This is a genomic window from Oceanobacillus kimchii X50 (genome assembly GCF_000340475.1).
Taxonomy (GTDB): domain Bacteria; phylum Bacillota; class Bacilli; order Bacillales; family Amphibacillaceae; genus Oceanobacillus; species Oceanobacillus kimchii.
Window position 1 is genome coordinate 1378831 of the sequence record NZ_CM001792.1, and the last position, 13105, is coordinate 1391935.

12 protein-coding genes are annotated in these 13105 nt (G+C 35.6%); 7 read left to right on the forward strand and 5 right to left on the reverse strand.

The genetic code is table 11. From position 1 onward, the window contains the following. Positions 1-34 precede the first annotated feature (34 nt). The 3 genes from C794_RS07290 (at position 35) to C794_RS07300 (ending at position 3509) form a co-directional block, all read left to right on the forward strand. Positions 35-1072 carry a lactonase family protein gene (locus C794_RS07290; protein WP_017796475.1) on the forward strand — a complete coding sequence of 346 codons (1038 nt, stop codon included), beginning with the start codon at positions 35-37 and terminating at the stop codon, positions 1070-1072. A gap of 536 nt (positions 1073-1608) precedes the next feature. Then, a complete protein-coding gene (locus C794_RS20675; protein WP_017796476.1) occupies positions 1609-1764 on the forward strand; it encodes a hypothetical protein in 156 nt (51 codons plus the stop codon). 137 nt (positions 1765-1901) lie between these two features. Further along, the gene (locus C794_RS07300) at positions 1902-3509 is read left to right on the forward strand and encodes a M20/M25/M40 family metallo-hydrolase (RefSeq protein WP_017796477.1); all 1608 of its coding nucleotides are present in this window, start codon (positions 1902-1904) and stop codon (positions 3507-3509) included. Between the two features lie 188 nt (positions 3510-3697). Here C794_RS07300 and C794_RS07305 read toward each other — a convergent pair whose 3' ends face one another. Further along, complete coding sequence (locus tag C794_RS07305) at positions 3698-5071, reverse strand: FAD-binding oxidoreductase (protein WP_017796478.1); 1374 nt, start codon at positions 5069-5071, stop codon at positions 3698-3700. A 122-nt stretch (positions 5072-5193) separates the two neighbouring features. On the opposite strand from C794_RS07305, the gene C794_RS07310 reads away from it, so the two are divergent. Next, positions 5194-5412, forward strand: a complete 219-nt coding sequence (locus C794_RS07310) for a twin-arginine translocase TatA/TatE family subunit (protein WP_011065764.1) — start codon at positions 5194-5196, stop codon at positions 5410-5412. A gap of 101 nt (positions 5413-5513) precedes the next feature. On the opposite strand, the gene C794_RS07315 is transcribed toward C794_RS07310, so the two are convergent. The 4 genes from C794_RS07315 to C794_RS20395 all read right to left on the reverse strand — a co-directional run bounded on the left by C794_RS07315 (position 5514) and on the right by C794_RS20395 (position 9814). Next, positions 5514-7199, reverse strand: a complete 1686-nt coding sequence (locus C794_RS07315) for an EAL domain-containing protein (RefSeq protein ID WP_017796479.1) — start codon at positions 7197-7199, stop codon at positions 5514-5516. A 281-nt stretch (positions 7200-7480) separates the two neighbouring features. Further along, positions 7481-8092: a peptidylprolyl isomerase gene (locus C794_RS07320; protein ID WP_017796480.1), complete on the reverse strand. Its 612-nt coding sequence runs from the start codon at positions 8090-8092 to the stop codon at positions 7481-7483. Positions 8093-8290: 198 nt separating this feature from the next. Then, a complete protein-coding gene (locus C794_RS07325; protein WP_026133752.1) occupies positions 8291-9541 on the reverse strand; it encodes a DNA polymerase IV in 1251 nt (416 codons plus the stop codon). Between the two features lie 177 nt (positions 9542-9718). Continuing rightward, positions 9719-9814: a YjcZ family sporulation protein gene (locus C794_RS20395; protein ID WP_017796482.1), complete on the reverse strand. Its 96-nt coding sequence runs from the start codon at positions 9812-9814 to the stop codon at positions 9719-9721. 231 nt (positions 9815-10045) lie between these two features. Here C794_RS20395 and dacB point away from each other — a divergent pair, with 231 nt between their 5' ends. The 3 genes from dacB (at position 10046) to C794_RS07345 (ending at position 12923) form a co-directional block, all read left to right on the forward strand. Further along, positions 10046-11416 (forward strand): D-alanyl-D-alanine carboxypeptidase/D-alanyl-D-alanine endopeptidase, encoded by a 1371-nt coding sequence (dacB, locus tag C794_RS07335; RefSeq protein ID WP_017796483.1) that lies wholly within the window; start codon positions 10046-10048, stop codon positions 11414-11416. A gap of 129 nt (positions 11417-11545) precedes the next feature. Further along, positions 11546-11953, forward strand: a complete 408-nt coding sequence (locus C794_RS07340) for a Spx/MgsR family RNA polymerase-binding regulatory protein (protein ID WP_017796484.1) — start codon at positions 11546-11548, stop codon at positions 11951-11953. 214 nt (positions 11954-12167) lie between these two features. After that, the gene (locus C794_RS07345; protein ID WP_017796485.1) at positions 12168-12923 is read left to right on the forward strand and encodes a hypothetical protein; all 756 of its coding nucleotides are present in this window, start codon (positions 12168-12170) and stop codon (positions 12921-12923) included. Positions 12924-13105 lie beyond the last annotated feature (182 nt).

Sequence of the window (13105 nt, forward strand, 5' to 3'; positions counted from 1 at the left end):
ATGTATTTTAATGATGTTATAGGAGGCATTCAAAATGACTGATGGAAAAACGTTTATTGGATTTGCAGGTACATATACTAGAAAAACAAGTGAAGGGATTTATCGTTTTACTCTTAATACAGATACGAAACAATTCGAACAAGTTGAAGTTGCGGAAAAAGTTGATAATCCAACCTATTTAACTATATCTGAGGATAAAAAATACCTTTATTCTGTCGCTCAAGAAGAAAGTATGGGTGGAGTGAAATCATTTCAAATTAATCCAGAAAAAAGTGAGTTATCATTAATTAATGGTCAGTTAGTGGAAGGTGCCCCGCCATGTCATCTTGATGTGCGCGGTGAAGTATTGGTTACTGGTAACTACCATAAAGGAGATATCGGAGTACATCTCTTAAATAATGCTCAACTAGAACAAGGTAAATTTTTAAAGCATGAAGGCAACGGCCCTCATAAAAGACAGGAAAAACCACATGTCCACTATACAGGATTTACACCAGATGGAAGTTATGTAGTTGTGGCAGATCTAGGTACAGATGAACTTGTCACTTATCGCATAGAAGGGGATTCTTTATCCCATGTAAGTACATTAAATGTTGCACCTGGAAGCGGTCCACGCCATATTGTCTTTCACCCGGATAAACCTGTGGCATATTTGTTAACGGAATTAAGTTCAGAAGTAATTGTTCTTGATTATAATAAAAAAACAGGACAATTTAAACAAAAACAAACGATCAAAGCGATTCCTGAATCTTTTAAGGATACGAATGATGCCAGTGCGATTCATATTTCTTCAGATGGTAAATTTATATATACAGGAAATAGAGGACATAACAGTATTGCTGTATTTTCCGTTGATGACAGTTCAGGAACGTTAACATTGGTGGAAATCACACCATCTGGAGGCGAATGGCCACGAGACTTCGTCTTGGATCCAACAGAACAATTCCTTATTGCATCTAATCAACATAGTGGAAATATTGTTTTATTTCAACGTAATACTGCAACCGGGAAGTTATCTCTAACAAATAGCGAAATTGAAGTACCTGAAGTAGTGTGTGTGAAATTCTTATAACTTAATCATAAAAAAGAGATGATTACAAAAGTTAAATAAGAATGAATAGGTTTTAAAAACCCGCTTTAGAAATATCGCTTTCCGTGGGCAGCTGATGAGCCTCCGGTGCTCCGCAATCCGGGGTCTCACTCCCACAGGACAAGGAAGACCTTGACAGCATTGCATCGCACGCAGAAAATCGATTTTGATTTTCAAGGAGTCTCCGTATATTTCTTGTGCTGATTCTAGCTATCATACGACTTTTGAAATACGAGTAGTCAAGAGTTTTTCCTGTTACTTTTTTAATGAAAATCAATTATTTAGGCATGGGTAATAGACCTCAAGTCTTTCTTTTTTAATGATAATTCATTATGATATTAACGGTCCATTGAGATTGCGTACGAGTAATCGTACTTTGTATTGTTCTTAACCATGGAATAAATACATTTTATTAACTTGTTCATACAAGCGCTCACGGCAACCTTGTCCTTCTTGGAGTAGGTTGTTTTTTTAACTTGTAAGAATAATAGACAATTGTTTTTTATAAGGTGTAAATAATGAAAGAGAACGAATATATTTACGTGGCTAGAAATCAAGGAGTATTATTCTTAGAGTCGGAAACCACTGAGAAAAATATAGGAGCAAGAAAACTATTGGTGAAAGTTGGGTTGAAGGAAATTCAGAATATTAAAAAGGACGATGAGAGTAGCTAACAAATACGATACTAATTAGCTTTATAGACTTATTTATGAGCATTAATGTATTTGCTATCTTCTGAAAAAACAGGTAAATCAGTCTTTTACCTGCTATAATAATAACTATAGAAACAAGGAGAAATGGGGGATTTTACATGACAACATTACAATGGAATAGCCCTAGTCAATTAAGGACTTTACTAAATGAATTAGTCAGTTGGAAAAGTATTACGTTTTCTGAAGGGGAACGGCAATTCCCAATGAAACTTTATGCCAAGTTACAGGATTTAGATTATTTTCACCAATATCCAGATCGCTTATCTTTGCATGACGCAGATGAGCGTAGAAAATTATTAACCGCTATCTATAAGCATCCAGATGCTACACAAACGATTTGTCTTATTAGTCATTTTGACACTGTTAATACAGAAGAATACGGATCTATGGAACCGCTCGCTACACAACCGGAAGAACTTACTAAATTATATATGGAAAAAAAGGAAGAGTTACCGTTTGAGATTCACCAAGATTTGGAATCGGAAGCTTTTTTATTTGGTCGCGGAACCATGGATATGAAGATGGGGCTAGTTATGCATATGAGCTTAATTGAGCAAGCTAGTATAGAAGAGTGGCCAATTAATCTTGTCCTATTAACAGTTCCGGATGAAGAGGTGAATTCATCTGGTATGCGTTATGCAGTACCAGTGTTGGTTGAGTTACAGAAAAAGTATGGTTTTACATACACTTTATTTTTAAATAGTGAACCGACGTTTCGACAAGAGCCAACGGATAATTCGCATTATATTTATACGGGTACTATTGGGAAGGTACTAGCAGCTGCTTTATTTTATGGTAAAGAGACACATGCTGGAGAGCCTTTAAGTGGCATGACATCGCCTTATATGGCTTCATATCTGACGCAAGAAATGGAATGGAATTCAAAATTTAGAGAAACGGTAAGAGGCGAGTCTACACCATTACCGGTCACGTTACAACAAACCGATCTGCGTTTACATTATTCGACCCAGACACCATACCGCTCTTCTGCGCTTTATAATTTATTTTTGATGGAACGAAGTACTTCAGAAGCTTTTGACTTATTTGAGAAAGTAGCGATTGAAGCTGCAAATAAGTGTACAGCAGCCTATAATGAAATTTGTAGACAACAAGTGGTACCACCGATAGGAAAGGTAAAAGTAATTCGCTATAAGGATTTATTAGAATATGCTACAGATAAACTAGGTGAATCTATCATTCAAGAGATTAAAGCCGATATTTATTATAATGATGAATGGGATGATAGAGAAAAATCGCTTCGAATTACCGATCAATTAGTGATTCGTTGTCAAGAATTGGCACCAGCGATGATTATCTTATTTGCGCCACCGTATTATCCAGCAGTGAACTCTTCAGACAATAAGTTAGTACAAGAATGTACGACATTTTTAACTGAAAAAGCAAAAGAAGATTTTCAGTTGGATATTAAACAGGTTCATTACTTAAATGGTATATGCGATTTAAGTTATGTGAATTATTCGGAGGATCTTGTTGGATGGGAAGAATATGAACACAATACACCAGTTTGGGGGGATACGTACCATCTTCCTTTTGATGAGATGAGTCAGCTACGGGCACCAGTAATTAACGTAGGACCATTTGGATATGATGCACATAAACGTACGGAAAGATTGCATACTGTTAATGCGTTTGAACAGTTCCCAAAGATGCTCAGAGAATTGATAGGATATATTTCAAAAAAATAACCAATGATAAAAACTGGATAAGCAATATCGAACAATAACATTTGGCACTATAATGTGAGCGACTCCGAAGGGTGTATAAGCCCAACGCTTATCTTTGAAAAACATTTTCAAGGTAAGCTGAAGCATACATGCCTGAGGAAAGTAGCTCACATTTTTTGCTAGTTCTTATATTGATTTCAAGACCTTTTTTAAAATATTTTATTCGGATTCATGATTTGGTTTGGATCGAGAGCTTGTTTTAATTGTCTCATTACAGTTAAGGCCTCTCCATGTTCTTGTTGCTGATACTTTTTCTTGCCAGTCCCGACTCCATGCTCGCCAGTACAGGTACCGCCTCGTTCTAAAGCATAAGCTACAACTTTTTCATTTAGTTCTTGAGCGTATTGGACTTCTTGCTCGTCATGTTGATCAAACATCAAGACAATATGAAAATTACCATCACCGACATGTCCTGTAATGCCACCAGGTAGCCCATAGGTATCTAGCATTAACCTAGCATGTGATATCGCATCTGCTAGATAAGAGATTGGCAGGCAAACATCGGTAATCATCATTTTCCTACCTTTATAGCCATGCACATATGCATATGCTAGATTATGTCTAGCTTCCCAAAGTTGGTTTCTAGCTGCAGTGTCAGATTCAAAGGTGATATTTGTACAATCAAAATCTTCAAATAGTTGTTCTGTAAATGCCATATCTTCTGCAAGTCCAGCTTTGTTTCCATGAAATTCAACGAATAAGGTAGGTTCTATCGAAAGGTCTAGTTCGCTATATTGATTGACTTGTAAAATAGAATCTTCATCGACTATCTCTATTCTCGCAATTGGAATTCCTGCTTGAAGTACGGAAACTACTGCTTCAATAGCTTGATGTACGGTAGGGAAGGTAGCTCTTCCGGCAGCGATATGTTCTGGAATACCGAAAACTTTTAACGTGAGTTCGGTGATGCACCCTAATGTTCCTTCTGAACCAACAAACAAGCCATTTAGATGATAACCAGAAGAAGACTTTGCAGCTTTTGTACCTGTTTGAATCGTGGTGCCGTTTGCAAGGACCACTTCCATTGTTCGTACATTATCTCGCATAGTCCCATATTTTACGGTTAGTGTACCACTTGCATTTGTAGCGGCCATTCCTCCAAGTGTCGCATCAGCTCCGGGATCAACAGGAAAGAATAAACCATACTTTTTCAGTTCCTTTTCTAACTGCGTACGGGTAACGCCTGGTTGTACTCTTACAATTAGATCTTCTGGATTAATCTCTAGGATGTTGTTCATTAACGAGAAGTTTACCGAAATTCCTGGATCATTTGGAATCACATGACCTTCCAAACTTGAACCAACACCAAAAGGATAGATTGGTACTTCATATTGTGAGCAGCATCTCGTTATGTGTTGGACATCTATTGTATTTTTTGGGAATACGACTGCTAATGGCTTATGAGGTACATGGTAAGATTCATCTTTGCTATGTTGTTCTAACAGCGTTTCGTTTTGTGTGATATGCGATATTTCTAAGTGTTTGCTCAATTCTTCTATCAAGGAAGTAATGGTTGTTTCCATGTAGAGCACTCCTTTTTAGTAGTTATAAAATTCTATGCCTGACTAATTAATTGTATAGCAAGTAAGTGTTTAAAAATATTGAAAAAAGGTTTATAATATGGACAGGATGGAGGTGATATCCTATGGGTATCGCAAATATAGGTATACCGGGTCTAATCTTAATAATTGTTATCGCTTTAATCATTTTTGGACCTAAAAAGTTACCTGAAATTGGAAAAGCTGCCGGACAAACTCTACGTGAGTTTAAATCTTCTGCGAATAGTATGATGGATGAGGAAGAACAGAAAGATAAAAAAAATGAGAAGCAGTTAAATCAATCTTCTTCCAATAATAATAAATAGTAGTGAAAAAGACGCTTACCAGTGATTATACTAAGCGTCTTTTTAATTGAAGATTCTAACTACTGTTATGTATGAAAACCCCTACTGAATGAAGTTTCTCTTTATGATGATTGCTGAAGCAGCATTGTCATTATTTCATTTGGTTGAACAGGTTTACTAAAGAAATACCCTTGTCCTTCATGACATTGTTGACTTTTCAAGTATTCGAGTTGTTTTTCACTTTCTATTCCCTCAGCAATAATTCGAAAATGCAAGTTTTTACCCATATTAATAATTGTATTTGTGATAATTTCTCCATCGCGATCAAGGTCATCGATAAACGACTTATCAATTTTTAATGTATCAATAGGAAGCTGTTTCAGATAACTTAAGGATGAATAGCCAGTTCCAAAATCATCGATAGATACATGCATTCCTAAGCTTTTTAATTCTAAAATTGTCATCATCGAACTTTCTAAATTAAGAATGGTACCTTCTGTTATTTCAATCTCGAGATATGAGGCATCTAGCATTGTTTTATTTAGAATTCCTTTCACATCTTGTACAAAGTACTTATCTTTAAATTGTATTGGAGACACATTTACGGAAATGCGTTGCATAAGTAATCCTTTTTCTTGCCAAGATTTCATTCTTCTACATACATTTTCTAATATCCATTTGCCGACAGGAACAATCATTCCGGATTCCTCTAATTTTGGTATGAACTCACTCGGCGAAACAAAACCAAATTCTCGATTATTCCATCGTAATAATGCTTCTGCCCCTACTACTTTATGACTTTTCAAATTAATAATTGGTTGATACATGATGCTAAATTCTTCACGAGCTAAAGCTTCTTTTAATTCTAAATCTATCAAATAACCACGTTCTAGAGTTTTTTTCTGCTGATTAGTATGTATACAATACCGATTTCCGCCGTTCTTTTTAGCGAGAACCATTGCTTTTCTTGCTTGTTTTAAGGAAGTTTCTATCCCATCATATTTTGAATGTCCATTTGTATAAGTTGATTTGTAGGGGAAATTAATCCCAATGCTAACTGTTAATGAAATTTGTCTATCTTGTATTTTATACGGAATACGTAATTTATTAACGATATTCTCTGCTTTCGCCATGCATTCTTCTTGGTCTAATTCTTCTTTTACAATTACAACAAATTCATCTCCATCTTTACGAAAAAGAAAGTTTTCTTTCGTTTGGAAATTTTGCAATCGTTCTGCTACCATCGTGATTACTTTATCCGCAATACGTTTACCGAATGTTTCATTGATTTGTTTGAACCTGTCTAAAGAAATATATAATATGGCCTTTACATCATTTATATTAATTTGTTGATTATCTACCCAATGATAGAGTTGATTCTGATTCGGTAACTTCGTTAAATAATCCGTATATGCAATTCCTTCGATATATTGCTCATGATGTTTTCGTGCAGTGATGTCGTAGTAAGTCGTTACCATTTTTTCTAGATCCCCAAATTGATCATAATAAGGTACCGTTGCTGCATCAAACCAACAAGTTGTATCGTCCTTTGTTTGGATTTGAATTTCTTCTTTCCAAATAGCTTCTTTTTCATGTTCTTCTACTATATGGAAGTGGGAAGGGGACTTTAGTAACCGATTAAAAGGTTTATCAAATAAGTCTTCTTCTGAGTAATTTAGTCGCTTGCAAAAAGAATCATTCGCATAAATTAAATCCCCATTTACATCTATGATGGAAAACATGGTTGTCTGATCTATTGCGGATTGAACCTTACTATCAGTTAAATAATGTTTTCTTTTTTCATTCATGAAGAATACCTCTCTTATGTATATGTAAACTCTATTTTACTAGATTTGATTATGCATAGCTATGGAAATTGACGAAAAATATGAAATATTTTCATGGTAGAATATCATTCAGAGTGGTTCGTTAATAATAGAGTTGAAAAGATTATTGACGCATAATTTCTTCTGCAGCGAAAACAGGGCGGACAATTATAGAATGAAAGGGTCTCACTCTATGGGAAAAGCACGAGCTGAAGATTCGTACGGAAAAGTGACTTTCTTTTCCGAGTTAGCTAAAGCCGTGCTTATAGATATATTTTATTCTGGCTCTCCGTAGTCTTGTCCTTGGTATCTACAGTGATTTGTTTTATGGTTGATACTTCTTCTTCAGAAGTTCCTTGTTCTACAATATTATCTACGGTCTCCATGCCTTCCGTGACTTTTCCAAACCCTGCATAATCTTCATCGAGATGGTCGGCTTTGTCTAAAACAATAAAGAATTGAGATCCTGCAGAATCAGGGTGTTGACTTCTAGCCATTGAAAGTACTCCACGTTCGTGGACTAAGTTATTTTCAAATCCATTCGAAGTGAATTCTCCGGGGATAGAGTATCCAGGTCCTCCAGTTCCATTTCCTTCAGGATCGCCACCTTGGATAACAAACTCGGGGACAATTCGGTGGAAAGTTAATCCATCATAAAATCCATCTTCAATTAGAGAAATAAAATTAGTTACTGTGTTAGGAGCAATATCGGGATAAAGTTCTATGGTAATAGTTTGTCCATTTTCCATTGTAATTGTAGCTATCGGGTTATCATCCGATTGAGTATCTTCGCTCGGTGTTTCTTCAGTATCAGAGCATGCTGATAAAAGAAAAGTAATCATTAGTATTATTATAAATAGATATCTTTGCTTCATTTTAGTTCTCCTTTATCTTTAATAATTGTCCAATGTATGTGATGACGGACGCTAACACTTGGATAAATATTGCTTACATAGTCTCACTTTAATGTCATTATAGCATGGATTTTTACATGATTGGAATTTAGAATGTGCTTTAGTTTATCCCGTATGTATGGGATAGTAGTATCTCACTAAATGAAGTTTCGCTTTATATTAAGCGTAGTGCCCACCAATTTTTTTGCTTCGTTCGATAGTGATCCCAGCTTGGGTATAACTTGATGCACGAAGGATGGAAGTGGATCCATATTTATCACGGATTGCATCCATGACATATCCAATATCATTTTTCTTTGTACGATCTTCAAATAAATCCAGCTGTGTTTCTTGCTTGTCTCTAAGGTTGGTTAGTGTTACATATACGTGACGAACCATACTTTTACCATCGTAAAATTTATTAAATAGCTGCATGCAAATATCATAGACATCTAAGGTAATGTTTGTTGGAAGATCAATGGATTGTGATCGAGAAAATCCTCCGCCGGTTTCTTTTGAATAAGAAATTCCTAAATGAATGGTCCTACCTGATTTATTTGCTGTACGTGCTCTTCGACATACTTCTTCGCAGAGGTCGAGAATACAGTAAGGAATATCTTCTTTTGTATAATCGCGTAGCAAAGATATACCATGGCCAAAACCCTTTTGTTCTTGTTTTGAAAAATCTCCGAACACAGGACTTAAATCAATTCCCCACGCATGCCAATAAAGTTGCTCCCCCATTACTCCGAATCGTTTCTTTAAATGGTCAAGATTATAATTAGCAAGCTGACCTAACGTAATAATTCCCATTCGATTCAAATTTCGCTTCATTCGTCCGCCAATTCCCCAGATGGATTCAATCGGATGAGGCCAAAGTTTTTCTTCTACATCTTCATACGTACATTCTGCAATTCCTTGTTTCTTTGCATGAAGATCCATGACAACTTTAGCTAAAAATTTATTATCTCCAATTCCAATGGAACAAGTAATGCCAAAGGAATCTAAAATATCCGCTTTTATTTTTTTCGCAATTTCTTCTCGCGTTCCAAATAAGTGTTGTAAACCGTTGACTGTAATCCACACTTCGTCTACAGAATAAGGATGAATAGCTTCCAAAGGTGCATATTGCTGCAGTAAATCAGTAATTTGTAAAGACATGTGTATATAATCCGCCATATGGGCAGGGACAATATGAATTTCCGGGTCATCTGGTAATTCAAAAAAACGACTTACATTACTTATTCCATAACGTCGCTTTAACTCAGGAGAAGCGGCAAGTACAATACTCCCTGATCGATTTGGATCGCCAACAACAGCAAGCATTACTTTCATTGGATCTAAATTGAGTTTGACTGCTTCCACGCTCGCATAAAATGAACGCATGTCGATACATAGAACATCATTACGTGGATAACTGGAATAATCCATGATTATCATCCTTTCATAAGAACGTATGTTCTATTATATGTAGAACAATAAAAAATAACAATGGAAATTTGTTACAGGGAAATAACAAGAAATAAAAAAAGGATGCAGGAAGCATCCTTCAATCCGACATACGAGAGGAGGAAAGAATTTTTAATCATGAAGAGGGGTTCGATTTTACTAGTACCAGTAAGAGCCGCCGACAATGATAAGCAAAATAAATAATACTACCAAAAAAGTAAAGCCAAATTCACCACGTTTTTCATATTCGCTCATACTTACCACCTCCTACGATATATGGCTATTATATGTGCGGAAATAAAGAACAGGGAGGGCCGATTCACTAGTCATGGACATAAAAATTACAAGAAAAGTGTAGATCATCCGTTTAGCACCATATGAATTAAGACCCGCATAAGTTTACGATTAAAAAGGAATCTCATTGGTTTCTGTAGAAATATAATTAAATAAAGGTATGTTTTTCACTTGAGAACAGGAGTGGGAGTAATGGAAGAGCTTTTAACATATATCAGTAAACAGAAAAAATGGGCAGGTGGGATACTTGGTCTTAGTATTCGTTCTGCAGACACGGGAGATATTTATCTAAGTCATAATGGAGATATTCGACTGCATCCAGCTTCGAATATGAAGATCCTAACTACTGTAGCTGCTTTACGAATATTAGGACCGGACTATAAATTTTCGACGGAGATAAGATTGGACGGAAAACTTGTTGGGGATGTGTGGGAAGGAGATGTCTATATCGTTGGCAAAGGTGATCCTACCTTGCAAATTAATGATTATCAGAAGTTTGCAGCTATTCTCTACAAGTATGGTATCAGAACAATTACAGGTAGAATTATTGGGGATGATACATGGTACGATGATATACGTTTATCGGAAGATTTAATTTGGTCGGATGCACAATATTATTATGGAGCGGAAGTATCAGCATTAACAATATCGCCTGACGAGGATTATGATACTGGATCTGTAAAAATTATTATTCAACCGAGTCAATTGGGTGAACCACCTCAATATCGACTATATCCTAACACATCTTATGTCACCATAGAGAACCATGCGGTTACCGTAGCTCAAGCTGAAGAAGAAGAATTGTGTATTACTAGAGAACATGGTGGTAACCATATTTATATGAAAGGAAACATCGGTGTTGATCATGACGTAAGGCAAGAATGGATGGCTGTATGGAGATCGACGGATTATGTAGTAGATACATTTGTTCAAACATTAAAAGAAATGGGAATAACGATTAAAGGAAAATCTAAAACAGGAAAAGCCGTTCCAAACAACACCATGTGTATATGTAAACATTCTTCTCCAAAATTAGCAGAGATCTTAATTCCATTTATGAAATTAAGTAATAATGGAATTGGAGAAATACTTGTAAAAGAAATGGGGCGTTTTGTATATGGAGAAGGTACATGGGATGCAGGATTAAAGGTAGTAAAAGAACAAATTCAATCCTATGGAGTAAATATGGAAACATTGCAAATTAAGGACGGTTCAGGAATCTCGCACAGTAATTTGTTACCCGCAAATGAGTTGTCCAAATTATTATATCGAATTCAATCGGAAAAATGGTTTCCTTTGCTGTTAGATACTCTACCTGTAGCAGGCGAGCAAAATCGAATGGTGGGCGGGACTTTACGAGAACGTATGAAAGGATTTTCTGTCAAAGCGAAGACCGGAACAATAGAAGGAGTAAGTACTTTATCTGGGTATATTAATGTGAAGACTGAGCAAAGGGTGATCTTCTCAATCTTGTTGAATAATTTAATTGATGAAGAAATAGGTAAAGAGATTGAGGATGAAATAATCGCTTACATACATGCACATGATAGTGCAAAGGTATAGTGAGTAAAAAATAGTAGTGAAATAATTTTCCACTACTTTACCATAATTTTACCACATTTCAGTGATAAGGTTTAGATGTAGGATACTAGATGTCCTTTTTAGAATGTCAAAAAAATAAGGAGAATGAACATGACAGTCAATATATATGGAGCATCTTGTTCATCAACCAGAAAAGCTCGACAATGGTTTAAAAAACACGGAATAGCTTATAAAGAAAGAAATATATTAAGACAACCTTTAACAATTAACGAATTACAAGAAATTTTACGGATGACGGTAGAAGGTACAGATGAGATTATTTCTACACGTTCAAAAATATTTAAGGAACTTAATTTAAACTTGGAAGAATTACCATTACAGACCTTGTTAGAATTAATCCACGAACACCCCAGATTATTAAAAAGTCCGATATTAATGGATGAAAAACGTTTTCAAGTAGGTTATCACGAGGACGATATACGACAATTCCTGCCAAGAAAGACAAGGGAACATTTATGGTTGCAGTGGAAATTAGATTTAGGGCTCGTAAAGGGCTAATGTAAGTAAATAAAAAGGGATGAAGAATCGTAGAAGCGGTTTTTCATCCTTTTTTTTTGGGTGAAAAGGAAGCGGAGACTGCACCTCTTAAACAAAATTTTTTTATAGATGTCGAATCTGAAAAAAAGATTTGAAAAAAATGGCGATTTAGGCTTACAATAGGAAAGAGTGCAACTAGATATATACATATAGTCTAAAATAGGAGCGGAAAGATGTGAGGAATAAAAAATTACTTTTTGTAAATCTCGGGATCCTTTTTGCCTTTATGGTCGTTGTTATTATTGGGATTTCAAGAGTGAACGCAACAACGGAAGAAGAACAACCATCTATTAGCAAAAGCAAACGAGAGAATCAATCCACGCAAATGTCCGGACTATCTCAATTAAGTAAAAAAGTTGTCTTTTCAGGAAAAGAGATATATAAACCACGCAATTTATTAGAACGAGGAGATAATGGATCATTCGTGTTAAATTCTGGAAATGTAAAAGAAGCGTCAACAGAAGGTGACGAAGTGGAAGTGCCGACTGGTAATACACATAATAGTAATTTGAATCAATCCAACAAACAAGTTACCATTGAAACCCATTCTGCTAGTTCTAGTAATGAAAGTAACCGTTCGGGGTCTAGTAATGTGAAGGAAACAACGTCATCATCTCCTAACGCTGAGAAAAAAGATGATACTAAACCGAAAAACAAAGACTCGAATACTGGTACTGATAAAAATAAAGGCAAGGGTGAAGAAAAGGGAGAAAACAAGGATAAAACTGATCAAAAAGAAAAACCAGAAGGCGAGAAAGATGGAGAAAACGGAACTAGTAAACCAAACCCGGATATTCCCCCAAAAGAGGAAGCGCCAGATGGTGATAATGAAGAAGAGAAGGATCCAGATCAAGTAGAAGACCCTGAACAAGAAAATGAACCTGGGGATGGTGGGCAGGATCCAAACCCTCGCCCTCAAACTTCTAAATAAAGAATAATATATGTAAGTCGTATTAAACGATATTTACAATATTAATAAGGAAAATTAGCCTATTCTAAAAAAATTTGATATTATATTTTTATGGAGTAATAAGTTTCTATACGTTTGTAGAATGAATTACTATAGATGATAGCGCTTATACTACTTTTATGTTATTTATAGAATGATGGAAA

Excerpts from the sequence above, each read along its gene's own strand:
- C794_RS07340 (WP_017796484.1), top strand. The coding sequence starts at position 11,546 with ATGACAGTCAATATATATGGAGCATCTTGTTCATCAACCAGAAAAGCT.
- C794_RS07290 (WP_017796475.1), top strand. The coding sequence starts at position 35 with ATGACTGATGGAAAAACGTTTATTGGATTTGCAGGTACATATACTAGA.
- C794_RS20395 (WP_017796482.1), bottom strand. The coding sequence starts at position 9,814 with ATGAGCGAATATGAAAAACGTGGTGAATTTGGCTTTACTTTTTTGGTA.
- C794_RS07320 (WP_017796480.1), bottom strand. The coding sequence starts at position 8,092 with ATGAAGCAAAGATATCTATTTATAATAATACTAATGATTACTTTTCTT.
- dacB (WP_017796483.1), top strand. The coding sequence starts at position 10,046 with ATGGAAGAGCTTTTAACATATATCAGTAAACAGAAAAAATGGGCAGGT.
- C794_RS07305 (WP_017796478.1), bottom strand. The coding sequence starts at position 5,071 with ATGGAAACAACCATTACTTCCTTGATAGAAGAATTGAGCAAACACTTA.
- C794_RS20675 (WP_017796476.1), top strand. The coding sequence starts at position 1,609 with ATGAAAGAGAACGAATATATTTACGTGGCTAGAAATCAAGGAGTATTA.
- C794_RS07315 (WP_017796479.1), bottom strand. The coding sequence starts at position 7,199 with ATGAATGAAAAAAGAAAACATTATTTAACTGATAGTAAGGTTCAATCC.
- C794_RS07300 (WP_017796477.1), top strand. The coding sequence starts at position 1,902 with ATGACAACATTACAATGGAATAGCCCTAGTCAATTAAGGACTTTACTA.
- C794_RS07325 (WP_026133752.1), bottom strand. The coding sequence starts at position 9,541 with ATGGATTATTCCAGTTATCCACGTAATGATGTTCTATGTATCGACATG.
- C794_RS07310 (WP_011065764.1), top strand. The coding sequence starts at position 5,194 with ATGGGTATCGCAAATATAGGTATACCGGGTCTAATCTTAATAATTGTT.